Annotated in this window: 23 protein-coding genes and 1 tRNA gene; 13 read left to right on the top strand and 11 right to left on the bottom strand. The window is 67.1% G+C overall.

Going from position 1 to position 26,200, the window contains the following annotated elements:
• The first annotated feature begins 339 nt into the window (after positions 1-339).
• The 3 genes from BM115_RS04290 (at position 340) to BM115_RS04280 (ending at position 3,292) form a co-directional block, all read left to right on the top strand.
• On the top strand, positions 340-2,415 hold the full coding sequence (locus BM115_RS04290; protein WP_092291012.1) for a carbon starvation CstA family protein: 2,076 nt from the start codon (positions 340-342) through the stop codon (positions 2,413-2,415).
• A gap of 35 nt (positions 2,416-2,450) precedes the next feature.
• Positions 2,451-2,645 (top strand): YbdD/YjiX family protein, encoded by a 195-nt coding sequence (locus tag BM115_RS04285; protein WP_092291010.1) that lies wholly within the window; start codon positions 2,451-2,453, stop codon positions 2,643-2,645.
• Between the two features lie 206 nt (positions 2,646-2,851).
• Positions 2,852-3,292 (top strand): hypothetical protein, encoded by a 441-nt coding sequence (locus BM115_RS04280; RefSeq protein WP_092291008.1) that lies wholly within the window; start codon positions 2,852-2,854, stop codon positions 3,290-3,292.
• A 129-nt stretch (positions 3,293-3,421) separates the two neighbouring features.
• Here BM115_RS04280 and BM115_RS04275 read toward each other — a convergent pair whose 3' ends face one another.
• Positions 3,422-3,673 carry a hypothetical protein gene (locus BM115_RS04275; protein WP_092291006.1) on the bottom strand — a complete coding sequence of 84 codons (252 nt, stop codon included), beginning with the start codon at positions 3,671-3,673 and terminating at the stop codon, positions 3,422-3,424.
• 190 nt (positions 3,674-3,863) lie between these two features.
• Here BM115_RS04275 and BM115_RS04270 point away from each other — a divergent pair, with 190 nt between their 5' ends.
• On the top strand, positions 3,864-4,778 hold the full coding sequence (locus BM115_RS04270) for a LysR family transcriptional regulator (protein WP_092291004.1): 915 nt from the start codon (positions 3,864-3,866) through the stop codon (positions 4,776-4,778).
• Between the two features lie 66 nt (positions 4,779-4,844).
• Here BM115_RS04270 and BM115_RS04265 read toward each other — a convergent pair whose 3' ends face one another.
• From BM115_RS04265 to BM115_RS04250, 4 genes are all read right to left on the bottom strand, one after another.
• On the bottom strand, positions 4,845-7,553 hold the full coding sequence (locus BM115_RS04265) for a DNA topoisomerase III (RefSeq protein WP_092291002.1): 2,709 nt from the start codon (positions 7,551-7,553) through the stop codon (positions 4,845-4,847).
• A 165-nt stretch (positions 7,554-7,718) separates the two neighbouring features.
• On the bottom strand, positions 7,719-8,120 hold the full coding sequence (locus BM115_RS04260; protein WP_092292063.1) for a thioredoxin family protein: 402 nt from the start codon (positions 8,118-8,120) through the stop codon (positions 7,719-7,721).
• A 75-nt stretch (positions 8,121-8,195) separates the two neighbouring features.
• The gene (gene dprA / locus BM115_RS04255; protein ID WP_369823448.1) at positions 8,196-9,368 is read right to left on the bottom strand and encodes a DNA-processing protein DprA; all 1,173 of its coding nucleotides are present in this window, start codon (positions 9,366-9,368) and stop codon (positions 8,196-8,198) included.
• Positions 9,365-10,540 (bottom strand): LysM peptidoglycan-binding domain-containing protein, encoded by a 1,176-nt coding sequence (locus BM115_RS04250; RefSeq protein ID WP_092291000.1) that lies wholly within the window; start codon positions 10,538-10,540, stop codon positions 9,365-9,367. Before BM115_RS04250 ends, dprA begins: the two co-directional genes overlap by 4 nt.
• Positions 10,541-10,701: 161 nt before the next feature.
• On the opposite strand from BM115_RS04250, the gene def reads away from it, so the two are divergent.
• The 8 genes from def (at position 10,702) to BM115_RS04210 (ending at position 19,102) form a co-directional block, all read left to right on the top strand.
• The gene (def, locus tag BM115_RS04245) at positions 10,702-11,208 is read left to right on the top strand and encodes a peptide deformylase (protein WP_092290998.1); all 507 of its coding nucleotides are present in this window, start codon (positions 10,702-10,704) and stop codon (positions 11,206-11,208) included.
• Positions 11,209-11,318: 110 nt separating this feature from the next.
• Positions 11,319-12,314 (top strand): methionyl-tRNA formyltransferase, encoded by a 996-nt coding sequence (gene fmt / locus BM115_RS04240; protein ID WP_092290996.1) that lies wholly within the window; start codon positions 11,319-11,321, stop codon positions 12,312-12,314.
• A gap of 140 nt (positions 12,315-12,454) precedes the next feature.
• Positions 12,455-13,315 carry a zinc metalloprotease HtpX gene (gene htpX, locus BM115_RS04235; RefSeq protein WP_092290994.1) on the top strand — a complete coding sequence of 287 codons (861 nt, stop codon included), beginning with the start codon at positions 12,455-12,457 and terminating at the stop codon, positions 13,313-13,315.
• A gap of 128 nt (positions 13,316-13,443) precedes the next feature.
• Positions 13,444-14,817, top strand: a complete 1,374-nt coding sequence (gene rsmB, locus BM115_RS04230; RefSeq protein WP_092290992.1) for a 16S rRNA (cytosine(967)-C(5))-methyltransferase RsmB — start codon at positions 13,444-13,446, stop codon at positions 14,815-14,817.
• Between the two features lie 8 nt (positions 14,818-14,825).
• Positions 14,826-15,716, top strand: coding sequence for a DUF4390 domain-containing protein (locus BM115_RS04225; RefSeq protein ID WP_092290990.1), 891 nt, complete (start codon positions 14,826-14,828; stop codon positions 15,714-15,716).
• Positions 15,713-18,193, top strand: a complete 2,481-nt coding sequence (locus tag BM115_RS04220) for a sensor histidine kinase (RefSeq protein WP_092290988.1) — start codon at positions 15,713-15,715, stop codon at positions 18,191-18,193. The genes BM115_RS04225 and BM115_RS04220 overlap by 4 nt, the downstream gene beginning before the upstream one ends.
• Before the next feature lie 51 nt (positions 18,194-18,244).
• Complete coding sequence (locus BM115_RS04215; RefSeq protein ID WP_092290986.1) at positions 18,245-18,964, top strand: response regulator; 720 nt, start codon at positions 18,245-18,247, stop codon at positions 18,962-18,964.
• A 62-nt stretch (positions 18,965-19,026) separates the two neighbouring features.
• Positions 19,027-19,102: transfer RNA gene (locus tag BM115_RS04210), tRNA-Phe, on the top strand.
• A 60-nt stretch (positions 19,103-19,162) separates the two neighbouring features.
• Here BM115_RS04210 and BM115_RS04205 read toward each other — a convergent pair.
• From BM115_RS04205 to BM115_RS04180, 6 genes are all read right to left on the bottom strand, one after another.
• The gene (locus BM115_RS04205) at positions 19,163-20,644 is read right to left on the bottom strand and encodes a dihydrolipoyl dehydrogenase family protein (protein WP_092290984.1); all 1,482 of its coding nucleotides are present in this window, start codon (positions 20,642-20,644) and stop codon (positions 19,163-19,165) included.
• Positions 20,645-20,713: 69 nt separating this feature from the next.
• On the bottom strand, positions 20,714-21,643 hold the full coding sequence (locus BM115_RS04200; RefSeq protein ID WP_255370691.1) for a patatin-like phospholipase family protein: 930 nt from the start codon (positions 21,641-21,643) through the stop codon (positions 20,714-20,716).
• A gap of 19 nt (positions 21,644-21,662) precedes the next feature.
• Positions 21,663-22,103, bottom strand: a complete 441-nt coding sequence (locus tag BM115_RS04195) for a PaaI family thioesterase (protein WP_092290980.1) — start codon at positions 22,101-22,103, stop codon at positions 21,663-21,665.
• Positions 22,104-22,198: 95 nt separating this feature from the next.
• Positions 22,199-23,713, bottom strand: a complete 1,515-nt coding sequence (locus BM115_RS04190) for a tripartite tricarboxylate transporter permease (RefSeq protein ID WP_092290978.1) — start codon at positions 23,711-23,713, stop codon at positions 22,199-22,201.
• Positions 23,714-23,732: 19 nt separating this feature from the next.
• Positions 23,733-24,215, bottom strand: a complete 483-nt coding sequence (locus BM115_RS04185; protein WP_092290976.1) for a tripartite tricarboxylate transporter TctB family protein — start codon at positions 24,213-24,215, stop codon at positions 23,733-23,735.
• A 128-nt stretch (positions 24,216-24,343) separates the two neighbouring features.
• Positions 24,344-25,300: a Bug family tripartite tricarboxylate transporter substrate binding protein gene (locus BM115_RS04180; RefSeq protein WP_092290974.1), complete on the bottom strand. Its 957-nt coding sequence runs from the start codon at positions 25,298-25,300 to the stop codon at positions 24,344-24,346.
• Positions 25,301-25,677: 377 nt separating this feature from the next.
• Here BM115_RS04180 and BM115_RS04175 point away from each other — a divergent pair, with 377 nt between their 5' ends.
• A complete protein-coding gene (locus BM115_RS04175) occupies positions 25,678-26,178 on the top strand; it encodes a hypothetical protein (RefSeq protein ID WP_092290972.1) in 501 nt (166 codons plus the stop codon).
• The last annotated feature ends 22 nt before the right edge of the window (positions 26,179-26,200 follow it).

Genomic DNA, 26,200 nt, shown 5'->3' with positions numbered 1-26,200 from the left:
CGAGGCCGCATGGCAGCGTGGCCTTACGTAGTACTACGCAAGCCCGTTGCGTAGTTACGCGCTTGTGCCGGCTGGAGCGGGTGTCAATACTACACGCCGGATTGGCGGTGCGCCCCTGCGCTGCACAATCCGTTGCAGTCAGCGCGCCGCGCCCACGGTTCGGTGCGCTCCTGCCTGCCGACCAGATCCGGAACAGACGAGAACAGACCGGGCACGCCGCAGACATCCAGGAGACCCCCTTTCCTCGCAGGATCGTCCGCCGCCGCCCCGGCACCACCCACTCTGCCCGCCATCCGCGTCGCCAGGTTTTTCATATCCGGTCTGAGGAGACCCTTCAACATGAATCGCATCGGACAACACCTGTTGTGGCTGGCCGTCGCCGTGCTCGGCGCGTTTGCCTTCGCCACCGTCGCGCTGTCGCGCGGGGAAGCCGTCAGTGCACTGTGGATCGTGGTTGCCGCGCTCTGCATCTACCTGATCGCGTACCGCTACTACAGCCGCTTCATCGCCGACAAGGTGATGCAGCTCGACCCCAAACGCATGACGCCCGCGTGGCGCCACAACGACGGCCTGGACTACGTGCCGACCAACAAGGCGGTGCTGTTCGGCCACCACTTCGCCGCGATTGCCGGCGCCGGCCCGCTGGTCGGCCCGGTGCTGGCCGCGCAGATGGGCTACATGCCTGGCATGCTGTGGATCCTGGCCGGCGTGGTGTTCGCCGGGGCGGTGCAGGACTTCATGATCCTGTTCATCTCCACGCGCCGCGACGGCCGCTCGCTGGGCGACCTGGTCAAGTCCGAGATGGGCACGGTGCCCGGCATGATCGCGCTGTTCGGCTGCTTCATGATCATGATCATCATCCTGGCGGTGCTGGCGCTGATCGTGGTGAAGGCGCTGGCCGGCTCGCCGTGGGGCACGTTCACCGTGGCGGTGACCATCCCCATCGCGCTGTTCATGGGCATCTACACCCGCTACATCCGCCCGGGCCGTATCGGCGAGGTCTCCGTCATCGGCTTCGTGCTGCTGATGCTGGCCATCATCGGCGGCCAGTACGTGCACGAGAGCGCCACGCTGGCGCCGCTGTTCACCTACGACGGCAAGGCCCTGACGTGGATGCTGATCATCTACGGCTTCATCGCCGCCGTGCTGCCGGTGTGGCTGCTGCTGGCGCCGCGTGACTATCTGTCCACGTTCCTGAAGATCGGCACGATCATCGCGCTGGCCATCGGCATCGTGATCGTCGCGCCGGAACTCAAGATGCCGGCGTTCACGCAGTTCGCCCAGGGTGGCGGGCCGGTGTGGTCGGGCAACCTGTTCCCGTTCCTCTTCATCACCATCGCCTGCGGCGCGGTGTCGGGCTTCCACGCGCTGATCTCGTCGGGCACCACGCCCAAGCTGCTGGAGAACGAGTCGCACGCGCGCTTCATCGGCTACGGTGCGATGCTGGCCGAGTCCTTCGTCGCCATCATGGCGCTGGTGGCCGCCTCGGTGATCGAGCCGGGCGTGTACTTCGCGATGAACAGCCCGGCGGCCGTGATCGGCACGACGCCGGAAGCCGTGGCCCAGGTCGTGTCGACGTGGGGCTTTGTCATCACCCCTGACGTGCTGATCGAGACCGCCAGGAATGTCGGCGAGAACACGATCATCTCGCGCGCCGGCGGTGCGCCGACGCTGGCCGTGGGTATCGCCCACATCCTGCATCAGGTGGTGGGCGGCCAGGCCATGATGGCGTTCTGGTACCACTTCGCCATCCTGTTCGAAGCCCTGTTCATCCTGACCGCCGTGGACGCGGGCACCCGCGCCGGCCGCTTCATGCTGCAGGATCTGCTGGGCAGCTTCGTGCCGTCCATGCGCCGCACGGACTCGCTGCCGGCCAACCTGATCGCCACCGCGCTGACCGTGGCGGCCTGGGGCTACTTCCTGTACCAGGGCGTGGTCGATCCGCTGGGCGGCATCAACACGCTGTGGCCGCTGTTCGGCATCTCCAACCAGATGCTGGCTGCCGTGGCACTGGTGCTGGGCACCTGCGTGCTGGTGAAGATGAAGCGCGGCCAGTACGCGTGGGTGACCGCGCTGCCGACCGTGTGGCTGCTGATCTGCACGCTGACCGCCGGCTGGCAGAAGCTGTTCGATGCCGATCCGAAGGTCGGCTTCCTGACCCACGCGGCCAAGTTCAGCGACGCCATCGCCCAGGGCAAGGTCCTGGCGCCGGCCAAGACGATGGAGCAGATGCACCGCATCGTCTTCAACGACTACCTGGACGCCGGCCTGTGCGCGTTGTTCATGTTCGTGGTGCTGTCGATTGTCTTCTATGGCTTCAAGACGGCCATGGCGGCACGCGGCATCACCAAGCGCACGGACAGCGAGACGCCGTTCGAGCCGCTGCCGGCCGGCACCTCGGCCGCGCAGCACTGAGTACGCAACCCAATCGCCATCCACAGGAGGCCACCATGCTGGATCAAATCGGGACCATGGGCCGCTACCTCGGCCAGTCGCTGCGGCTGATGGTCGGGCTGCCTGACTACCAGACCTACGTGGCCCATATGGAGTCCACCCACCCGGACCGCGCGCCGATGACGTACGAGGAATTCTTCCGCGAACGCCAGGAAGCGCGGTACGGCGGCGGGCAGGGCAAGTGCTGCTGACGTCATCCATCATGACGTGACGAAAGCGACCCTACGGGGTCGCTTTTTTCATCCCCGGTAATCGGGTGTTGTGTTTACACCGCGATTTTTAACCAATAGATACCGTTTCTGGAGCGGGTTACAGGGCCTCACAACTGGTTACAGCAACGGCACGGCTCGTTCTCTACACTCCGGTTCCAGATGCACGACTGATAAAGGAAAACACGATGTCTCGCCATCTTCGCACCCTCACTCTGGCCCTTGCCCTCTCCGCGGCTGCGCTGCCGGCGTTTGCAGGGGGTGACCTGAACAATGCACTCGGCGGTGGTCTGGGCGGCGTGGCTGGCGCTGCCGTGGGCGGCGCGCTGGGCGGCAGCACCGGCTCCGTGATCGGCGGCGCGGTGGGCGGCGGCGCCGGCGGCGCGCTGACCTCCAGCAAGCGCGAACGCACCGGTGCCATCATCGGCGGCGCCCTGGGCGGCGGCGCCGGCACGGCGGCCGGCAACGCCATGGGCGGCCGTACGGGCGGCCTGGTGGGTGCGGGCCTGGGCGGCGCGGCCGGTGCGGCGCTGGGCGGCAACGTCTCGCGCAGCAACTCCTACGACGACGATCGCCGCTACTACAAGAAGAGCAAGCATCGCCGCCATGGCCATCGCCACGACGACTAAGTCATTGGCGGGTAACGAAAAAACGGGCCTTCGGGCCCGTTTTTCCATGGCGCGCAGCAAACATCGCGCGCATAAACAAAAAGCCCGTACCGGTCAGGTACGGGCTTTTTGGCGACTGGCGGGCTCAGATCAGAGCGCGGCGCCGTCGGTGTAGACGTCGAAGTTGCCAGCACGGGCGCCTTCGCCGAAGGAGTCGAACTTGCCAGTGCGGGCGCCTTCACCGAACGAATCGAACTTGCCGGTGCGGGCACCGTCGGTGAACGAGTCGAACCTGGTGGACTTGGCGCCGTCGGTGTACGGGTCGAACGAGGTCTTGGCGAACGCCGGGGCGGCGGAGAGGGCGGCAACCAGGGCAACGGTCAGGGCAAATTGGCGCTTCATGGCAAATCCTTTCGTTTTTCGTGGATGCCGGCGCTCGGAATGTGGATGTTGCGATGCGGCATCAGGTGATGCGATATTAGGCATTCCCCTGATATGAATAAATATTGCCATCCACAATGATTGATTGTGCTTTTCACAATAAATCCCCCGGATCGTGTAAAAGTTCACGGGTGAATCGGGAGACTATGTCATGGATCGGCTTCAATCGATGCGCGTCTTCGCCAAGGTGGTGGAACTTGGCAGTTTTGCACGTGCGGCGCAGCAATTGGAAATGTCCAATGCCGTGGTCACGCGCTATGTGGCGGACCTGGAAAGCCACCTGGGCACCCGGCTGCTGAACCGCACCACCCGCAGCCTGTCGCTGACGGACGCCGGCGAAACCTACCTCCAGCGCTGCGGCCAGATCCTCGAGGATGTGGAAGAAGCCGAATCGGTGGTCACGGCGCGCAGCCAGTCGCTCTCGGGCACGCTGCGGCTGGTGGCGCCGGTCATGTTCGGCCTCCACCTGCTGCCGCAGACCCTGGAACGCTTCCAGCAACTCTACCCGGACGTGGTGTTCGACGTGCTGCTCTCGGACCGTATCGTCGATATCGTGGAAGAAGGCCGGGATGTTGGTGTGATGCTGTCCGACCTGGGTCTCGGCTCGCACCTCGTGGCACGGCCGCTGATTTCGGCCGAAGTCATCCTGTGTGCCTCGCCCGGCTACCTGCGCGCGCACCCACCGCTGCGTAATGCCCAGGACCTCGCCAACCACCGCTGCATCGCCATGCGGCTGCCGACGGCCGAGCACGAATGGACGCTCTCCGGCCCCGAAGGCGACGTCACGGTCGCGATCCGGCCGGGCCTGCTGTGCAGCAACGCCGAACTGGCCCACCAGGCCGCGCTGGCCAATATGGGCATCGCCATGCTGTCCTCCTACCTCGCCCGGCCCAACATCGAAGCCGGCCGCCTCACGCACATCCTGCCCCAATACCAACTGCCGCGCCGCGACGTGAGCGTGGTCTACCCCAGCCGGAAGTTCCTGCCGACCAAGGTGCGCGCCTTCATCGACTTCCTGCTCGAGGAAGGCACGAAGCGGGCCGGCGAAGCCAGCGGACAGAAGTAGGGGAAATAAGAAAGGTTCGAAACCCCTCTCCGCATGCCGGGAGAGGGGTGAACGCCGTGCGCGGAATTACTCTTCGGCGTCGGCCGTCGCCTTGGTGGCGGCGCGGGTCTTCTTGGCGGCCGGGGTCTTGGCGGTGGCGGTCTTGGTCGCGGTCTTCGTTGCAGCCTTCTTGGCGGGCGCCTTCTTCGCGGCTACCTTCTTCGCCGCCGGCTTGGCCGTGGCGGCTTCGGTCTCGGCACCTTCGGCCGCTTCAGTGGCCTTGGCCCCCTTGGCGGTCTTGGCTGCGGCGCCCTTGGCGCCAGCCTTCGGCTCACGTACCTCGAACTCGAAGCCGATCTTGCCGTCCGGCTGCTTCACCAGGAACGCCTTGAAGTTGCGGCCCGTGCGGGACGACTTGAAGCCGGTCAGCAGGTCTGTCTTGCCGGCCGTCAGCAGCTTGCCGATCTGCTCGCGCGAGATTTCCTGCTGCAGGATGATCTTGCCGGTGGTGAAATCGCAGGTCTTCTCGCTGCCTACGGCATTCTCGCAGACGTACTTCATGCCGTGCTCGTAGACCGCGCCGCTGCACTTCGGGCACGACCCCACCGGGGTCTGGGCGCTGAAGTCGATCGGCTCGCCATCGGCGTCATCGTCGTTCTGGCCGAAGTCGAACTCCATCTTCCAGTTGCCGTCGTCGCCCTTGGCCAGCTTCAGGATGGCCGCGAACGGCCGGCCCATCTTGCTGCGGAAGCCCTGCAGCGGACCAATTTCCTTCTTCAGCAGCAGTTCCTCGACTTCCTCGATCTCGAACTGGCGGCCGCCCGGGATCTTGCTGATCGAGAACTCGCACGCGGTGCAGGCAAAGCGGCGGTAGTTTTCCTTGACCTGGCCGCCGCACTGCGGGCACGGGGTGTCCAGCGTGGCGTAGTCGCCCGGAATGGTGTCGCTGTCGTATTCCTTGGCGCGCTTGACGATCTGCTGCGTCATCTGCGCGATCTCACGCATGAATTCGTCGCGCTTGAGCCGGCCGCGCTCGATCTGCGACAGCTTGTGCTCCCACTCGCCGGTCAGCTCGGCCTGCGTCAGTTCGAGCACGCCCAGGCCGCGCAGCAGCGTCATGAGCTGGAACGCCTTGGCGGTCGGGATCAGTTCGCGGCCCTCGCGCACGAGGTACTTCTCGGTCAGCAGCCCTTCGATGATGGCTGCGCGCGTGGCCGGCGTGCCGAGGCCCTTGCCTGCCATGGCCTCGCGCAGCGCGTCGTCGTCGACGAGCTTGCCCGCGCCTTCCATCGCCGAGAGCAGCGTGGCTTCGTTGTAGCGCGCCGGCGGGCGCGTGGTCAGGCCGACGGACTCGACCTTGTCGGTCTTGACGCGCTCGCCCTTGTCCACCGGCACCAGGTTGGCGTCCTTGTCGTCCTTGCCCTGCGCCTCGCGGCCATAGATCACCAGCCAGCCCGGATTGACCAGGACCTTGCCCTCGGTCTTGAAGTGGTGGCCGGCCACTTCGGTGATACGGGTGGTCACCTGGAACTCGGCAGCCGGGAAGAACACCGCCAGGAAGCGGCGCACCACCAGGTCATACAGCTTCTGCTCGGGCTCGGACAGGTTCTTGGGCGCCTGCAGCGTCGGGATGATGGCGAAGTGATCGCTGATCTTGCTGTTGTCGAAGATCTTCTTGTTCGGCTTCACCCAGCCGCTGGCCAGGATCTTCTTGGCGTGGGTCAGGTAGTTGGGCGAGCTGTCGGCCAGCATGCCCATGGTCTCCTTGACCGTCTCCAGGTAGTCCTCGGGCAGCGCGCGGGCGTCGGTACGCGGGTACGTCAGCACCTTGTGCTTCTCGTACAGCGCCTGGGCCAGACCCAGCGTGTTCTTGGCGGAGAAGCCGAAACGCGAGTTGGCCTCGCGCTGGAGCGTGGTCAGGTCGAACAGTGCCGGCGACTGCTGCGTCGACGGCTTCGATTCCTCGGTGACGGTGCCCGGCTTGTCGCGGCAGGCGGCTACGATGCTCTTGGCCTCGGCCTCGCTCCACAGGCGCGCCTCGCGCGCCTCGGGGTCGAACTCGTTCTTCTTGAACTTCGGGTCGAACCAGCGGCCTTCATAGAGGCCCTTGGCGGCGATGAACTCGGCGTGCACCTCCCAGTAGTCGCGCGCCACGAAGTGTTTGATCTTCTCCTCGCGCTCCACCACGATCGACAGCGTCGGGGTCTGCACCCGGCCCACCGTGGTCAGGAAGAAACCGCCGCCCTTGCTGTTGAACGCGGTCATCGCCCGGGTGCCGTTGATGCCGACCAGCCAATCGGCCTCCGACCGGCAGCGCGCGGCATCGGCCAGCGGCATCATTTCCAGGTCGTCGCGCAACTGCGCAAACCCGTCGCGGATGGCCTGCGGCGTCATCGACTGCAGCCACAGCCGGCGCACCGGCTGCTTGGCCTTGGCCTGTTGCGCGATCAGGCGGAAGATCAGTTCCCCCTCGCGCCCCGCATCGCAGGCGTTGATCAGGCCGGTCACGTCCTTGCGCTTGATCAGCCGGTTCAGCACCTTCAGCCGCGATTCGGTCTTCTGGATCGGGCGCAGGTCGAAGTGCGGCGGTATCACCGGCAGATTGGCGAAGCTCCACTTGCCGCGCTTGACCTCGTAGTCGTCCGGCGCGGCAATCTCCACGAGGTGGCCCACGGCCGAAGACAGCACGTAGTCGTCGCTCTCGAAGTACTCGTCGTGCTGGGTAAAGCCCCCGAGGGCGCGCGCGATATCGGCGGCGACCGATGGCTTTTCCGCGATGATGAGGGCTTTAGACATTGAACGGGTCCTTGCGGCACGGCCCCCTCCAGGGGAAGCCAGCGCCTCTTGATTGGCACTGCTAATTATGTAAACAGCACGCCTGGGCTTTGAGGCGCCAATAATAAGCGCGCATCCGTCGGCGGTGCAAGCAAACGCCGCCTGAGGCTCAGGCAGCACATGGCATCAGCCGGGGTGGCTCTCGAGTAACCAGTCGAGCACTTCGGGAATTTCCGATGCGGCCGCGGGCATCGACGCCCCACGGTCCAGCATTCGCTCCAACACTTCCAGATGAGGTAGCACCGTGCCGTAAAAATGCGGATCGCTGCCGGCCACGGGCTGGATCAGCACCGTCGGAAAATTCTCAATGTCGATGTCCTCGCCGAGCCGGTCGGCGTGGGTCTCGATATCGATCCAGACAAAGCAGTCGCCGGGATAGCGCGCTGCCAGCGCCGCAAAGCCACTCATATAGTCCTTGCACGTCCCGCACCAGTCCGCGCACAGGCAGGCCACCAGCCGGCCCGCTGGCCGCGCGGCCAACGCCTGGCGCAGCGCCGCGGCGTCTTGTTCGGGAAAGTAAACGGTCATGGCAGTCGAAAACATGAGCAGCCTACGGCACCAGCCGCGGCAATTGCCGGCAGATTGTATAGAGTTTGGCGCCCCTTACCCGAGCCGCCGGTAGCGGTTGCCCGGTAATCGCTCCACCGCGCCGGCCAGTTCCAGCTGTAAAAGCGCTGCCGACGCCGCATCCGCCGACATTCCGCTGCAGGCGCACAAGGCGCACAAGGCGTCGAGTGTCACAGGATCATAGGCGAGGGCGGCGCCGAATGCGTCGGCGGGGGTCGGGCGGGGGTCGGCAACCTCCGCCCCGGCGGGTCTGGCCGATGACGGGGCGAGGTCGGGAAACTCCTCCACGATGTCCTCGAGGCTTTCCACCAGCTTGGCGCCCTGCCGGATCAACCGGTGACAGCCTTTCGAGAGCGGCGCGTGGATCGAGCCGGGTATCGCGAACACCTCGCGCCCCAGCTCCGACGCCAGCCGCGCCGTGATCAGCGACCCCGACCGCTCGGCCGCCTCGACCACCAGCACGCCCTGGCCCAGTGCCGCGATCAGCCGGTTCCGCTTGGGGAAGTGGTGGCTCACCGGCGGCGTTCCAAGGGGAAATTCGCTGAGGATGGCGCCGCCTCGGTCGACGATCTCATGCGCCAGCGCGTGATGGCGTGCCGGATACACCACATCGATACCCGTGCCGATGACGGCAATCGTGCCGCCGGCGCCGGACATCGCCCCCGCATGGGCCGCTGCATCGATACCGAGCGCGAGGCCGGACACCACCGTGAATCCCGCCCCGGACAGGGCAGCGGCAAACGCGTGGGCGTCCTTCGCCCCCTGCACGGTGGCCTTGCGCGCGCCGACGATGCCGATGGACGGCGCTGCCAGCGCATCGCGCCGGCCATTGACGTGGAGGAGGAGCGGGGGATCGGCGAGGTCGAGCAGCCGCGCCGGGTAATCGCCATCGGCGAGCGTGACGAGGTGATGGTTGGGTACGGCAAGCCATGCCTCGGTACGCGCGATCAGCGCGGCCAGCGTGGCATCGGGCGGGGCGGTCAGGATTTGGGCGATGGCGGGCGGCACCAGCCCATGCAGTCGGGCAGCGGGCTGCGCCAGCACCGCCGACGGCAGGCCGAACGCGCCCAGCAGCCGGCGCGCGGCCGCTGCGCTCAGTCCTGGCGTGGCGATCAGCCGCAGCCACGCCGCAACGTCGGCCAGCCCCGCATCCTTGCCCAGGGCCGGCCCGGAGACTTGCGCGCCCTCCGGCGCGCGCCAACCGGTCAACGTGGCGTCGTGGCGATGTCGCCAACCTTCATCAGGTTCGTGGCATCGGTGACCAGCGCGTACGAGATACCCGGGAACACGCGATACACATAGGCCAGCCCGTACCGGTCGTCGGGCAGGCGGATGGTGCGATTGCTGTCCGTCGGATCCTTGACCAGACCGCCGTCACGCGAGAGCGCCAGCACATGGCCCGGCTCGAGCCCGGCATCGGTGCCCACGTTCAGCACCACCACCTGCTTGGCGCCGCCGTACTGCACGCCGCCATATACGGCTGCGATGCGGGCATTCACGTCGGTCTCGGGCGCGTGCGGCACATAGCGCACCAGCTCGCGCGGGGGCTGGGGCAGCAGCAGTGTGCCGGGGCCCATTTCCTGCAGCGACTGAGTGGCCTGCACCGTGGTCACGGCGTCCGGGCCCTCGGGCGGACGCGAGACGCGCACGCTGCCCTGGTATTCGGCCTCGAAGCCAATCACCTTGTTGGTGATCGGATCACGCACCGGCAAGGCCGGCTTGAAGGCCTGCCAGTCGCTGCCGATGGAGGCATCGCCGGGGCCAATGCCGCGCGCGTAGCCGGTATCGCCACGGCCCATGTAGACACGGGCATCGGGCAGGGCCACGAGGCGCGCCGAGGTATCGACGGTGTCCTTGTCCACCACCAGCGGGCGGATCAGGAACGGCTCGATGTCGGCCGCCGGAATGCTCAGGATCGCGTCGCCATCGGCGCCTTCGCCCCGCATGCGCGGCGAGAGGCGGCCATCGCCACTCGCGCCGCCCGGTGCGGTCGTGCTCAGGTAGGCGCGGCCATCGCGGGTGACCAGATACAGGGTCTGGCCCGGATAGATCAGGTGGGGATTGCGGATCTGCTGCTTGTTCATGCCCCACAGCTCGGGCCAGCGCCAGGGCTGGCGCAGGAAGCGGCCCGAGATGCCCCACAGGGTGTCGCCGGAGCGCACCGTGTACTGGCCCGGCGCGCTGGGCGCCAGATCGGCAACTGGAATGCCTTGCTGTGCCGTCCGGTCGGCTTGCGCCTGCTGCGCCGGCGAGACACTGAGGTCTGCGGCCTGGACGGTCATGCCCGCCCCGGCAGTGATGCCGGCGACACTTAGCATGAGAAGGGTGAACGCGTGCAGCCTGCGGCCCGACGCCGCTTGTTCTTTGGTAAGATCGCGCATTTTCGTGAACCGGTCGGTGTAGCGACCGGATTGACCCTAGAGAGCGTGCCTGCTGCGGCCCGCCTTGATTTTTTGTACTTGCGCCCCGATTCTGCATGTAAACACCCGTCGCCGCAACGCGGCCGGGCAGTAGACAGCACCTGGCGTTGCGCCCGAGCATCATGGCAAAACTCGACATCCTCACCTACCCCGATCCTCGCCTGCACAAAGTGGCCAAGCCCGTGGAGGTGGTGGATGACCGCATCCGCACGCTGGTGCGCGACATGGCCGAAACCATGTACGAAGCGCCGGGCATCGGCCTGGCCGCCACGCAGGTGGATGTGCACGAGCGCGTGATCGTGATCGACCTCTCCGAGACGCGCGACGCCCTCCAGGTCTTCATCAACCCGGAAATCGTCTGGGCCAGCGACAACCGCAAGGTCTGGGAAGAGGGCTGCCTGTCCGTGCCCGAGGTCTACGACCGCGTGGAGCGCCCGGACCGCGTGCGCGTACGCGCGCTGAACGAAAAGGGCGAAGCCTTCGAACTCGATGCCGACGATCTGCTCGCTGTATGTATACAGCACGAGATGGATCACCTGATGGGCAAGGTGTTCGTCGAGTACCTGTCGCCGCTCAAGGTCACCCGCATCAAGCAGAAGCTCCAGAAGCGCGTCCGTTCGCGGATGTAACAGCGGTGCCGCCGCGCCGGCGCCGTCTGCTATCGTTAACCCCTCCGAAGCACCCAATGCACCCGGCCGCCACCATGCGGCCGGTGGCGTTTTTATCGCGGAACCCTGCCATGACCCAAGCCCAGCCACTGCGCGTTGCCTTTGCCGGCACCCCGGAATTCGCGCGCGTCGCCCTGGAGGCCATCCACGCCGCAGGCTTCCCGGTGGTGGCCGTGCTGACCCAGCCGGACCGCCCGGCGGGCCGCGGCATGCAGCTGCAGGCCAGCCCAGTCAAACAGTTTGCGCTCGATGCCGGCCTCGGGCCGGTGCTCCAGCCGCGCTCGCTGCGCCGCCAGGGCAAATATCCCGAGGAAGCCGGCGCGGCCGTCGATGCGCTGGCGGCCACGGCGCCCGATGTCATGGTGGTGGCCGCCTACGGCCTGATCCTGCCGGCCGAGGTGCTGACGCTGCCGCGCCATGGGTGCCTGAACATCCACGCCTCGCTGCTGCCGCGCTGGCGCGGCGCGGCGCCGATCCACCGTGCCATCGAGGCCGGCGATGCCGAGACCGGCATCACGCTGATGCAGATGGACGAAGGGCTCGACACGGGCGGCATGCTCTCCCGCGAAGCCGTGCCGATCGGCCCGCTGGACACCACCGGCACGCTCCATGACACGCTGGCGGCGCTGGGCGGGCGGATGATCGTCGCGGCGCTGCAGCAACTGGCGGCCGGCCAGCCGCTGGCCGCCACGCCCCAGCCCGAGGCCGGCGTGACCTATGCCGAGAAGATCGCCAAGGATGAAGCCCCGCTCGACCTGCGCCGCCCGGCCACGGCGCTGGCTGGCCAGGTGCGCGCCTTCAACCCCTTCCCCGGGGCCACGGTGCAGGTGGGCGACACCGTCATCAAGTGCTGGCAGGCGCTGCCGCTGGCCAGCTCGACGCCGCTGCCGCACCCGCCCGGCACTGTGCTGGCGGCCGACGCCAGCGGCGTGATCATCGCCTGCGGCGAGGGCAGCGCGCTCCAGGTCACCGAACTCCAGAAGCCGGGCGGCCGCCGCCAGCCGGCGCAACAGTTCCTGCAGGGCCAGCCGCTGCCGCCGGGCACGCGCTGCCTCGTGCCGGCGTGACGCAATCTCCACATCCGTCTGCAAAAACCCTGCTACGGACATTGAATTTCCGGCAATCGGTCCCGATCTAACCGTCAACGCGTCCCGCAGGGGCGGGTACGCGGGGATGTACGTCGATTGTCGATTTGGGAGACTTTTCCATGTTCAACTGGGTCAAGACCTTCATGCTGATGGCCGCCATCACGGCGCTGTTCATCGTCATCGGGGGCATGATCGGGGGCCGCAGCGGGATGATGTTCGCGCTGTTGATCGCGCTGGGCATGAATTTCTTTTCCTACTGGTTCTCGGACAAAATGGTCCTGCGCATGTACAACGCGCAGGAAGTGGACGCCGGCACGGCGCCGCAGTTCTACAACATGGTGCAGGAGCTGTCCCAGCGCGCCGGGCTGCCGATGCCGCGTGTGTACCTGATCAACGAGGACGCGCCGAACGCGTTTGCCACGGGGCGTAACCCCGAGCACGCGGCGGTGGCGGCCACCACGGGCATCCTGCGCGTGCTGTCTGACCGCGAGCTGCGCGGCGTGATGGCGCACGAACTGGCGCACGTGAAGCACCGCGATATCCTGACCTCGACCATCGCGGCCACGATGGCCGGTGCGATCTCGGCGTTGGCCAACATGGCGATGTTCTTCGGCGGGCGCGACGAGAACGGCAATCGGTCCAATCCGATCGCCAGCATCGCCGTGGCGATCCTGGCCCCGCTGGCGGCCTCGCTGATCCAGATGGCGATTTCCCGGGCGCGTGAATTCGAGGCCGACCGGGGCGGCGCCGAGATCAGCGGCGACCCGCAGGCGCTGGCCAGCGCGCTGGACAAGATCCACCGCTACGCGCAGGGTATCCCGTTCCAGGCCGCCGAGGCGCACCCGGCCACGGCGCAGATGATGATCATGAACCCGCTCTCGGGCGGCGGCATCGCCAACCTGTTCTCGACCCACCCGGCCACCGAGGAGCGCGTTGCGCGGCTGATGCACATGGCGCAGACGGGCACCTATCCCGCCTGAGGCCGGCCGCGCGCCCCGAGTCCGGGTAAACTGCCCGCTGTGTTCCCCGGAACCGGCGGGCTTTTTTTGTGATCGGCACGCCGTGCCGGTCACTGTCATTCATAGCATTTTCAGAATTCTCGTATTCCATGCGCCTGCAACACGATTCACTTGCCTTCCAGATGCTCGGCGCCGCCGCGGCGGTACGCGGCGTCAATGAAGGCACGGCCCTGCCGCAGGCCATCGAAGACGTCGCCACGCACCTGCGGCTCGACCGCGTGCGCGACGCCGCCACGCGCGGCGCCGTGCAGGACCTGGCCTATCGCACCGTGCGCCAGTTCGGCACCACGCGCGCGCTGGTCACCGAACTGGTCACGCGCCCGCCCGGCGCGCTCGTCGATTCCCTGCTGGCCGTGGCCCTGGCGCTGCTGCTGGAAGGCGAGGAGGGCGATGCCAGCAAGGTCGGGCGCGGTGGCTACAGCGATTTCACTGTGGTAGACCAGGCCGTCAGCGCGGCCGCATCCGAGCCGAAGACCGCCCACGCGCGCGGCCTGGTGAACGCGGTGCTGCGCCGCTTTTTGCGTGAACGTCAGCAACTGATGCAGACCGTCAACCAGGACGAGGAAGCGCGCTACAACCTGCCGTCCTGGTGGCTGGCGCAGCTGCGCAAGGCGTACCCGGACCAGTGGACTACGTTGGCGGAGAGCGTCAACGCCCGGCCGCCGATGACGCTGCGCGTGAACACGCAGCGCATGTCGGTGCCGGAGTATCTGACTGAACTGGCCAACGCCGGCATGGCCGGCACGGTCGTGGGCGAGCAGGCGGTGCGGCTGGTCCGCGCGTTCCCGGTCTCGCAGGTGCCCGGCTTTGCCGAAGGCGATGTGTCGGTGCAGGACGCCGGCGCGCAACTGGCCGCGCCCCTTTGCGAATTGTCTGATGGCATGCGCGTGCTCGATGCCTGCGCGGCCCCCGGCGGCAAGACCGGCCACCTGCTGGAGCTGGCCGACATCGACGTCACCGCCGTGGAGAGCGACGCGCAACGCGCCGCCCGCATCCACGAAAACCTTGCCCGCCTGGGCCAGCGCGCCAACGTGATCGTCGGCGACGCGAGCCGGCCCCAGGACTGGTGGGACGGCCAGCCGTTCGATCGCATCCTGGCGGACGTGCCGTGCTCGGCGTCGGGCATCGTGCGGCGCCATCCCGATATCCGATGGCTGCGCCGCGAGACAGATATCGCGCGCCTCGTCAATGAGCAGCGTCGCATCGTGTCTCAACTTTGGCCGCTGCTGAAGCCGGGCGGCATCCTGGTGTACGTGACCTGTTCTATTTTCCCAACGGAAGGCGAGGAGCAGGCGCTCTGGTTTGGTGCGCAGCTACCAGATGCGATACGATTGCAAGCGCCGGGACAACTGCTGCCCGGTACGAAGGCGCCTGAAACGGCCAGCCTGCCAACCGGTTCGCCATCGGGTCTGCCTACCGATCACGATGGCTTCTACTACGCCCGCTTCCAGAAACGCGCCTGATCCCACCGATGCCGAGCCCGCTGCGCTTGTTCGTCCACCGAGTCCCGGGCCGCGCAACGCGCGAGGCGCCGGCGCTCGCGCTGGCCAATAGCGGCCGGCGTGCGCTGGGCACCCTTGGCACACTCAGCATTTGGGCCGTCACCGCATGGCTGCTGCTGAGCCTGCTGCTAGCGCTGACGCCCCGCGCCGAGGCGCAGCTCATCGAGAATTCCGAAGCGAAGATCGAATACCAGGACGGCGGCTTCGAGCTGGCCACTTCGTTCGATTTCGACCTGCCGCCGGCGCTGGAAGACGCGCTGCACAAGGGCATTCCGCTCTATTTCGTGGTCGAATTCCAGCTCTCGCGCCCGCGCTGGTACTGGTTCGACGAGAAGCCGGTGAACACCAACCGCAGCGTGCGCCTGTCGTATCAGCCGCTGACGCGTCAGTACCGCGTTTCCACGGGCGGGCTGCAACTGCCGTTCAACCGCCTCAAGGGCGCGCTGCAGTTCATCCAGCAGGTGCGTGGCTGGCGCGTGTTCGAGCGCGGCGACGTGCGGCGCGGCGAAACCTATCACGCCGAGCTGCGCATGCGGCTCGACCTCTCGCAGCTGCCGAAGCCGTTCCAGATCAATGCGGTGAACACGCGCGAGTGGAACCTGTCGTCCGAGTGGAAGCGCTTCAACTACACCGTGCCGACCAACCTCGACGCGCCGCAGCCGCTGCCCCCACCGCCGGCCCCGATGCCGGCCTCACCGCCTGCGGCACCCCCGGCACCGCCCGCTGCGCCGGCCATCCCCGGCTCCGCGCCCGCCGCGGCCTCCGCGCCATCAGCCGATGCCCGCACGCCGTTCTCGCAGACCGTCTCCACGGTCCTGTCTCCGAGCCAATTGGTACAGCCCGCATCGAGCCCGCCATGAACGGAGCGATCTGGGACAGCCGATTCCGCCGCGTGCTCTATCGCGTCGTGGTGGGGATCATCGTCTTCCTGGCGCTGGTCCTGGTGGGCCTGCTGGCCGGGGCCTCGGCCAACACCGAATTCTTCGATCGCTATTTCACCCTGCTGTTCAAGGTCAACCTCGTCGTCGGCGCGCTGCTTGTGCTGACCGTGGGCGCGTTGGCCATGACGCTGTGGGTGCGCTACCGGCGCGGCAAGTTCGGCACGCGGCTGATGACCAAGCTGGCCGTGTTCTTCGGCGTGGTGGGCGTGCTGCCGGGCGTGCTGATCTACCTGGTCTCGCTGCAGTTCGTCTCGCGCAGCATCGAATCCTGGTTCGATGTACGCGTGGAAACGGCGCTCGAGGCCGGGCTGAACCTGGGCCGGTCCACCATCGACAGCCAACTGGCCGATCTGCAGGGCAAGGCCCGGCTGATGGCGGACCAGCTCACGGGGTCGTCGGGCATGGCCACGTCGCTGCAACTGAACCGGCTGCGCGAGCAGTACGGCGTGCAGGAGGCCGCGATCTTCACCGGCAGCGGCCGGGTGATGGCCACGGCGTCGAGCAGCTACGCCTCGCTGGTGCCGGACCTGCCGTCGGGCATGCTCGCCGAGCAGGCGCGGCTGGCCGGCGGCTATGCGGCCGTGGAGGGCGGCACCGAGCCCTCGGTAGACGGCAAGCGCACGGGCCCCATCGACAGTACCCACCTGTACCGCATCCGCGTGATCATTCCGCTCGGGCCGGCGCCGTCGCAGAACTCGACCGACGCGGAGGCGCAGGCCGCCGCCGTGGCTGCAGCCGCCGCGGTCCAGCGCGCGCAGCGCCCGCCGCGTGCCGGCATGTCCGCGCCCGGTGCCCGCTGGGCCGGGTCGGGGCTGTCCGTGGAGCGCCGCCCCGAGGACGCACCGGCTACCGGCTTCGGCCTGATGGGCGATACGGTGCGCGAGGAGCGCTACCTCCAGGTGCTGCACCCAGTGCCGGCCGTGCTCGCACGCAATGCCGACGAGGTCCAGCGCGCCTATCAGGAGTACCAGGAAAAGGCGCTGGGGCGCACCGGCCTGCGCAAGATGTACATCGGCACGCTGACCCTGACGCTGTTCCTGGCCGTGTTCATCGCCGTGATGCTGGCCCTGCTGCTGGGCGGCCAGCTCGCCCGGCCGCTGCTGATGCTGCTGCAGGGGACCAAGGAGGTGGCCGAGGGCGATCTCTCACCCAAGCGTGAACTTAAAAGCCGCGACGAACTGGGCATGCTGACGCAGCAGTTCAACGCGATGACGCGCCAGTTGTCCGAGGCCCGCATCGCCGTGGAGGAAAACCGCACCGCGCTGGAGCAGTCGAAGGCCTACCTGGAAAGCGTGCTGCAGAACCTGACCGCCGGCGTGCTGGTGTTCGACCGGCGCTTTGCGCTGCTGACCGCCAACCCCGGCGCCGAGCGCATCTTCCGCCAGCCCTTCGCCGGTGTGCTGGGCCAGCCGGCCGAGCAGATTCCAGGGCTGGGCGAGTTCACCGAGATCGTGCGCCAGGCGTTTTCCGAGCAGAACACCAGCGAGGTGCTGGGCGGCGCGCGGCACTGGCAGAAGCAGATCGAACTGCCGCAGGGCGACGAGGAACAGCCGCTGACGCTGCTGGTGCGCGGCGCCCACCTGCCGGGCGGCAGCCGCGACGAGCCCGGCTACGTGGTGGTTTTCGACGATATTTCCGATGTGATCTCGGCCCAGCGCTCGGTCGCCTGGGGCGAGGTGGCGCGCCGGCTGGCCCACGAAATCAAGAATCCGCTCACCCCGATCCAACTCTCGGCGGAGCGCCTGCAGATGAAACTTTCGCCGAAATTGGAGACAACCGATGCGGAAGTGCTAAAGCGCGGGGCCGCAACGATCGTTAACCAAGTGGCGGCAATGAAACGCATGGTTGACGACTTCCGCGATTACGCGCGTACGCCGCCCGCCGTAGTGCAGACGCTGGCGCTGAATCACCTGGTGGCAGAAGTCTTGCATCTGTATGGGATCGACGAGCCCGGGGTGCACGAGCATCCCGTGATCCATTCGGCGCTGGGGCCCGATTTGCCTGAAATAAAGGGAGATCCGACCCAGTTGCGGCAGGTGATCCACAACTTGCTGCAGAATGCGCAGGATGCGGTGGCGGACAACGTGGCGGCCGGTAGGGCGGCGCCCCATATCACTCTGCACACCGAGACTGTAGAATACAAAGATTCTGCTGGCGAAGACCGGCAGGCCGTCAAGCTGTCCATCGCGGACAATGGTCCAGGATTCGCACCCCGTATTCTCAGTCGGGCGTTCGAACCGTATGTGACCACGAAAGCCAAGGGTACGGGTCTCGGGCTGGCGATGGTAAAGAAGATCATTGACGAACACGGCGCGCGCATCGAGTTACGCAATCGCATGGACGGCGCCGAGATCATCGGGGCACAGATCTCGATCCTGTTCGTTAAACTGGCATAGTCAAACTGCGTCACCGTCCGGTGGCGCTGCGGTGGGGTTAAGAGGGGAAGTATGGCAACCATCCTCGTAGTCGACGACGAAATGGGCATCCGGGAATTACTCTCGGAGATCCTGAGTGACGAAGGCCATGTGGTCGAAGTGGCGGAGAACGCCCAGCAGGCACGCGAGTACCGTGCGGCCGGGACGCCCGATCTGGTATTGCTCGATATCTGGATGCCAGATACCGATGGCGTCAGCTTGCTCAAGGAATGGTCGGCACAGGGTTACCTGACGATGCCGGTCATCATGATGTCTGGCCACGCCACGATTGACACCGCTGTGGAGGCGACCAAGATTGGCGCGCTGAACTTCCTCGAGAAGCCCATCGCGCTGCAGAAGTTGCTGTCCGCCGTGGAGCAAGGCTTGGCGCGCGGCATCGAACGCCCGCGTACGGCGCCGACGGCGGCCAGCGCGGCGCCTGCCGCCACCTCTGCCACGGGCGAAGCCGCCGCGGCCGCGCTGGCGCCCGCCGAGATGCCCGCGGAGATCGCCGCGAACGGCAATCCGGCACGCCTGCCCGAGGCCGAGATGCACTTCTCCTTCGACATGCCATTGCGTGAGGCACGCGATCTGTTCGAGCGTGCCTATTTCGAATACCACCTGGTGCGCGAACACGGCAGCATGACACGCGTGGCCGAGAAGACCGGCCTCGAACGGACCCACCTGTACCGCAAGCTCAAGCAGCTCGGCGTGGAGCTGGGTCGCAACAAGCCCGAGCCCACCGAACAATGACCGACAGTGATGCACGGGGCGCTTGACTGGCCGGTTTCGCGCTGATATAGTTTCGCTTCTTTGGCCCGGTAGCTCAGTCGGTAGAGCAGAGGATTGAAAATCCTTGTGTCGGCGGTTCGATTCCGTCCCAGGCCACCAGATACAAGAAAACGGACGCTTCGGCGTCCGTTTTTGCGTTTGGGGTCAATGGTTTAGCGCCTACCCGAACATCTCCTCCGCCACCGTCGGATGCAGGGGCAGGGTCGTCTTCAGGTGCGAGGCCTTGAGCCCCAGCCGCAGCGACACCGCCAGCGCCTGGATGATCTCGGGCGCGGCGTTGTCCATCAAATGCACGCCGAGCACCCGGCCGCTGCGCGCGTTCAGCACCAGCTTGATCATCGACTGTTGCGAACTGCCGCCGAAGCGGTTTTCCAATGAGACGAATCGCTTGATTTCGGTGCGGATGCGCTCCGGCTTCCCCGCGTCCTCGATGGCCTGCGCCTCCGTCATGCCCACCACGCCGATGGCCGGCTCGCAGAACACGGCCGTGGGCACGATGTCGAAATCGGCCAGGTCGCCGCGCTTGCCGAACAGGCGGTCCGCGACCCAGCGGCCCTGTGCGATGGCCACCGGCGTCAGGTGCAGGTTCTCGGCCATGCAGTCGCCCACCGCGTACAGCGCGCGCTCCGCGCTGCGGAACTGGCGGTCCACAACGATGCCGCCCTTTTCGCCCAGTTCGATGCCGATGTCCTCGAGCCCCAGCCCCTCCACATTGGCCTGCCGACCGATGGCCGACAGCACCGCCTGGGCGCGCACGGTCTGGGTACGGCCCGGGTTGCCGTCCTGCGTATAGCAGACCTCGGTCGCGCCATTGGCCTGCGAGAGCAGCGTCACCTCGGTATTGAAATGCAGGCGGATGCCCTTGGCGGCCAGCGCCCCGGCCAGCGAGGCGGAGACGTCGTGGTCGAAGCGCGGCAGCAGCCGGTCCTCGCGCACGAGCAGGTCGACCTTGACGCCGTAGCGCGACAGGATCGACGCCAGTTCCACGGCGATATACCCCCCGCCGATCACCACCATCGACGCCGGCACGGTCTGCCACGTGAACACATCGTCGGACGTGCTCGCCAGCTCGCCGCCGGGCACCGGCAGTACGCGCGGCCGCGCGCCCGTGGCGATCAGCGTCTTGCGGGTGCGCAGGGTTTCGTTGCCGACGACGATCTCGGTCGGGCTCGTCAGCCGGGCCTCGCCGTGCAGGATCTCCACGCCGGCCTCGGTCAGCCGCTGGGCATAAGACGCGTTGAGACGCGCGACCTCGGCATTGACCCGCACGATGGCATCGCGCCAGTCCTCCTTGCCGCCCGTGTGAGACAGGCAATCGGACAAAATGGCCGCCCAGGTGGCACCGTAGGACAGCATCTTCTTGGGCACGCAGCCGCGATTGACGCAGGTGCCGCCGATGGCGCCACGTTCGACCAGGATCACGCGCGCGCCCAGCGACGCCGCGCGCCGGGCCGCCGCTACGCCGCCGGAACCCGCGCCGATGACGACGAGGTCCGCCTCGCGCGCCTTGCCCGGCCGGCCATTGCGCTTGCGGCGCGGCACGTTCTCCACCACGGGCGCCGCGCTGATCTCGCGCGCGCGGCGGCGCTCCTTGGCCGGTGCCGGGGTGGCGGTCTCGGGTGTTGCCTGGCGCTTAGTCATCCATGTCTCCTTGTACGCGGCGCATCGCCGCATTCAACACGACCGACCGGCGCCCGTGGGCGCAACCACTCAGGGCGCCGGCAACAATTCCTCGTCCCGGATCGTGGGCCAGTCGCGCAGAAACGCTTCCGCGTCGCGCCGGCCCAGATCGTAGGCATGTGTCATGGCCTCGGGCCGGGTGTAGTCCCAGCTCGAGATGGGTACGCGCTGCGACGGCTGCAGGTACAGCCGGCGCTGGCCGCCCTCCGCCAGCACGAAGCGGGGCGGGCGCGGGTACAGCCGCGTCACCAGCACCAGCACGTTGCCGGGGGCCGGGTCGAGCGCATCGACGGGCACGTTGTCCACCAGCCCGCCATCGAGCACCGCGCGCCCCTGGCGCTTCAGTACCGGTGTGAACGGCGGCGTGGAGGCCGACTGCAAGAGCAGATCGGCCAGATCCTCGGGCGAAGCACAATCCTGCGCGCGCACGAACTCGGGCCGGAAGCCCAGCTTGCGGCCCAGCCGCGGGTGCAGCGTCTTGAGGAGGTGCTTGTCGATGTTGTACGCGAGCAGCCCGGCGGCCACGGCCAGGCGCGGGCCGCTCCACGGCGGGATATGCGCCACGCCGATGCGGATCTCGGGCGCGGCCTGGAGCCGCGCGAGCCGGTTATCGCCGAATAGCGACAGCAGCGCGTTGCGATAGATGCCGTAATGTGGAAACACGCGCTCGCGCCGCAGCAGGTTGCCCCAGTAGGCGTTGCGCGTGTTGTTGGCCAGGATGTCGCGGTAATAGGCCATGGTCTGGTGCGAATCATGCGCATGGACCATGCACGCCGTAGCCGCCCCGGCCGAGATGCCCGCAATCACGCGCGGCCGCAGCGCCAGCTCGGGCGCCACGGTGTCCCACCAGCCGGCCTGCCACCAGCATCGGTTGCCGCCGCCGGCGAACACGATCTGGTCGAACGGCTGGGAAAGCGGCTGGGGAGGGGCGGAGGAGATTGGCGCGGCGCCAGTCATCATCGTCGGATGGTCCTGGATGTCAGAGCAGCGCGTAGGTGGTGGTGGCCTGCACCGCCAGCTTGCCGTCGGTGCCGGTCAGCTCGATCTCGCCGAACACCACGGTCTTGCCGAGCCGCAGCACGTTGGCGCGCACGCGCACGTCGCCGTCGATCACAGGCCGCATGAAGTTGGTGGTCAGGCTGACCGTGGTCATCGGGCGGAACTCCCCGAGCACCCGGGAGATGGCGACGATCATCGCCGTATCGGCTGCCGACATCAGTACCTGCCCGCACACCACGCCGCCGGCATGGCGAAAAGTCTCACTGAACGGCAGGCGCAGCGTCACGCCCTGGTCGTCCACCGCCTCGGCTCGCAGGCCAAGCTGGCGCACCCACGGGGCGAGCACGCGTTCCAGCGTGGCATCGACATCAGCCAGGGTGAAGGCGGGCGCTGCGGTCGGTGCGGAGGTCGGTTCCGGCATGGCGATCCTGTCGAGCGGGTTTCGCCAATGATACAGGGGGCCGCAGCCCCCCGTGTGATGCACTGCAAGACCCCGCCGGCCGGGGCGGGCGACGGCTACGCCGCGTTGTCGGCAGCAGCGCGGGCACTGCTGCGGCTGGCGTGCCAGCGCAGCACGCGCGGCACCACCACCACGGCCACCGTCATCGCCAGAATCGTGGCGGAGATCGGCTGCTTGACGAACAGGCTCCAGTCGCCCTGGCCAATCGACAGCGCATTGCGCAGCTGCTTCTCGGCCATCGGCCCCAGGATCAGGCCGACGATGACCGGCGCCGTGGGGAAGTCGAAGCGGCGCATGGCCATGCCCAGCAGGCCGATCACGAACAGCAGCAGCAGGTCGAACCACGACTGGCGGATACCGTACGCACCGAGCCCCGCGAAGATCAGGATGCCGCCGTACAGCAGCGGCGTGGGCACGCGCAGCATGCGCACCCAGAGGCCGATCGCCGGCAGGTTCAGCACCAGCAGCATCACATTGCCGATGTACAGCGACGCCAGCAGGCCCCAGACCAGATCGCCCGAGGTCTGGAACAGCATCGGACCGGGCTGGAGGTTGTAGTTCTGGAACGCCGCCAGCAGGATGGCGGTGGTGTTCGAGGTCGGAATGCCCAGCGTCAGCAGCGGCGCCAGCGTGGCCGTCACGGCGGCGTTGTTGGCGGCCTCGGGGCCGGCCACGCCCTCGATGGCGCCCACCTTGCCGAACTCGTCCTGGTGTTTGGAGAGCTTCTTTTCGGTCGCGTACGACAGGAAGGTCGGGATCTCCGCGCCGCCGGCCGGAATCAGCCCGAACGGGAAGCCGATCAGCGTGCCGCGCAGCCAGGCCGGCACCGAGCGTTTCCAGTCCGACTTGTTCATGTGGACGGAACTGAGCTTGTTGAACGAGCCGGCCGGCTGCGGGAAGAACGCGTTGAACAGCGCCTCGCCCACGGCGAACAGGCCCACGGCCACCACGACGATATCCACGCCGTCGTAAAGCTCCTGGATGTTCATCGAGTAACGGGTCTGGCCGGACAGCGAATCGATGCCGATCAGGCCGATGCCGAGCCCCAGGAACAGGCTGGTCATGCCGCGCAGCAGCGACGAGCCGAGCACGGCCGACACGGTCGTGAAGGCCAGCAGCATGATCATGAAGTACTCGCCCGGGCCGAACTGCAGCGCCACGTCCGCCGCCACCGGCGCGAACATCGACAGCAGCACGGTGGCGATGGTGCCCGCCACGAAGGAGCCGATCGCCGCCGTGGCCAGCGCCGGCCCGGCGCGGCCGTTCTTGGCCATCAGGTTGCCTTCCATGGCGGTGACCATGGTGGACGACTCGCCCGGCGTGTTCATCAGGATGGAGGTGGTCGAGCCGCCGTACATCGCGCCGTAGTAGATGCCGGCGAACATGATCAGCGCGGCGGTGGGTTCCACCTTGGCCGTCAGCGGCAGCAGCATCGCCACGGTCAGGGCCGGGCCAATGCCCGGCAGCACGCCGATGGCGGTGCCGAGGAAGCAGCCCACGAGGGCCCACATCAGGTTGATCGGTGTGATGGCGACGGCGAAGCCGTGCATCAACTGGTTCAGGGTATCCATGGCAATTCCTCCCGCCGGTTCAGAAGCCGGAGATCGACAAAAGGGGCAGCAGCGGCAGGTTGATGCCGAGCAAGAATTCAAACAACGCCCACATCGGCAGCGTCAGGCCCAGGCCGATCAGCGCATCGCGCACCAGCCGGCGGCTGCCGTAGCCGCGCGCCACGCAGACCATCATCAGCGTGGAGGACAGCACGAAGCCGAGCGTGCCGATCAGCGCCATGTTCAGCACCAGGCCCGCCGCTACCCACAGGAAGCCCTTGAAGTTGTGTGGCGCCTCGGGCAACTCGGCATCTTCCTCCGGCATATTGCGGAAGCCGCCGCGCACGCCCTGCCAGGTCAGCAGCGCGCCGCACACGGCCAGGCCGATGGCGACCAGGGTGGGCGCGAAGCGCGGCGACAGGCCGGCGTAGCCTTCCTCGCCCGAGATGCCGGACAGGCCGGCCAGGAAGAAGGCGGACAACGCCAGGACGGCGATGCCGATGGAGACATGCGATGGTTTCATGGTGGGCTCCCGGAGGGATGGCCACCACCCGCGCGGTCACGACGAGCGTGACAGGATTGTGATTATTGTTGGGGCGCGCGGGTGGGGCGGTGAGGCGAGTCGTGCAGTTGGCGATGAATCCGCCGGACTTACTTGGCAACGCCCAGTTCGCGCAGCGTGCCACCCAGGCGGGTCGACTCGGCATCCACGAACTTGCCGAACTCGTCGCCGGTCAGCAGGAAGGGCGTCCAGTCATTCTTCGTCAGGGCTTCCTTCCAGACCTTGTTCTCGGTGCCCTTGACCACGGCGTCGATCATCGCCTTGCGCTGCTCGGGCGTGATGCCCGGCGCGCCGTAGACGCCGCGCCAGTTATAGATCTCCACGTTCACGCCCTGCTCCTTGAGCGTGGGGATGTCGGCGGTGCGGTCCTTCGAGGTCACCGCCAGCGCGCGCATCTTGCCGCTCTTGATGAAGGGCAGGAACTCGGACACGCCGGCAATGCCCACGGTCACGTGGCCGCCCATGATCGACGCGGAGGCTTCGCCGCCGCCCGCGAACGGCACGTAGTTGATCTTCTTCGGATCCACGCCGATGTCCTTGGCGATCAGGCCGGCCAGGATGTGGTCGATCGAACCCTTCGAGCCACCACCCCAGCTCACGCTGCCCGGGTTGGCCTTGAGCTGCGCAGTCAGGTCCTTGATGGACTTCAGCGGCGAGCTGGCCGGCACGGTCAGGACCATGGTGTCGGCATACAGGCGGGCGATCGGCGTGGCGTTCTTCAGCGTCACGGGCGGATGGTTGGTCTCGATGGCACCGACCATCACCGCGCCGGTCACGATCAGCGCGTTGGGGTTGCCCTTGTCGGTGTTGACGAACTGGGTCAGGCCGATGGTGCCGCCGGCGCCGCCCTTGTTGTCATAGGACGCGGTCTTGGCGGTGCCTGCCGCGATCATCGCCGCGCCGATCGTGCGGCCGGTCTGGTCGTAGCCGCCGCCGGGGTTGGCGCCGATCATGACCTTCAGGCTGTCCACGGCGTAGGCCGGGGCCGCGGCCAGCGTGGCGGCGGCGAGGACGACATGGGCAAAGCGGGCAAGCGTGCGAGGCATCGCGGTCTCCTGTCTTTTTTTGGAATGGATAGCTAGTGATAGCTGTGGGCTGGATTCTAGAGGTCGGTAACTGTCAAAAGCCTGTCAAACCGACAGGAATTCGCATGGGGTTTACGTGGGGGTTGTCTGCTTTGTCTGGCCCCGCCGACACGCGCCGGACGGCACACGCACTACCCACTGCATGGTTTTCGCCACAGACAAGTGCGAGGAAGTCTGATCTAAACATCTTTGACTTGGCTGACGTCAGACATATCACTACGATTGACCACAGTTGCCTGCCGCACGTTGCAGTGCGGAACAGGCGACGGACAAACGATGAAAAAGGGACCCGCGCACAACGAGGCGACGGGCCTGATGGGTGTCAACTGGGGTCAACAATGGATACGACGATCAAGGCTGCCGACGTGTGGCCGCCGGAGCTGGATACGGCCGCGGGTACCGACCGTGGACTGTGGAAGAGCACCATGGCGGCGGCAAGCCAGGCGCTCGAGGCCGCCAAGGGCATGCAGGCGGCGGTGGGGCAGACACTGAAGCTCCAGCACAAGATCATGGCGCTGCGCGACGAGCTGCATCGCGCCGAAGCCGAGCGCGATCTCTACCGCGACCTTCACGCGCGTACGCTCGACGAACTCAACCACACGCTCGACCTCAGCCCCACCGAATGGCAGCGGCTGCGCGCCGAGAACGAGACGCTCCAGATCCGCCATCGCGCCTACAAGCTGCTGGTGCAGCACTACGCGCGCAGCGGCACGCCGGTGGACCCGGCCGTGTTCGCGGAGCAGCGCAGCCGCGTGCAGCAACACATCCTGTTCCAGCGCCGCAAGGGCATCCCGGTTTCGGTGATTGCCGTCGAGGACATCGCCTTCCTGCTGCGCTGACCGGGGACGCCGTCATGACCTG

It is taken from the genome of Cupriavidus sp. OV096 (assembly GCF_900115455.1).
In the GTDB taxonomy this organism is placed as follows: Bacteria; Pseudomonadota; Gammaproteobacteria; order Burkholderiales; family Burkholderiaceae; genus Cupriavidus.
Note: the sequence above shows the minus strand (reverse complement) of the source record. Positions and strands in the feature narration are given on the sequence as shown.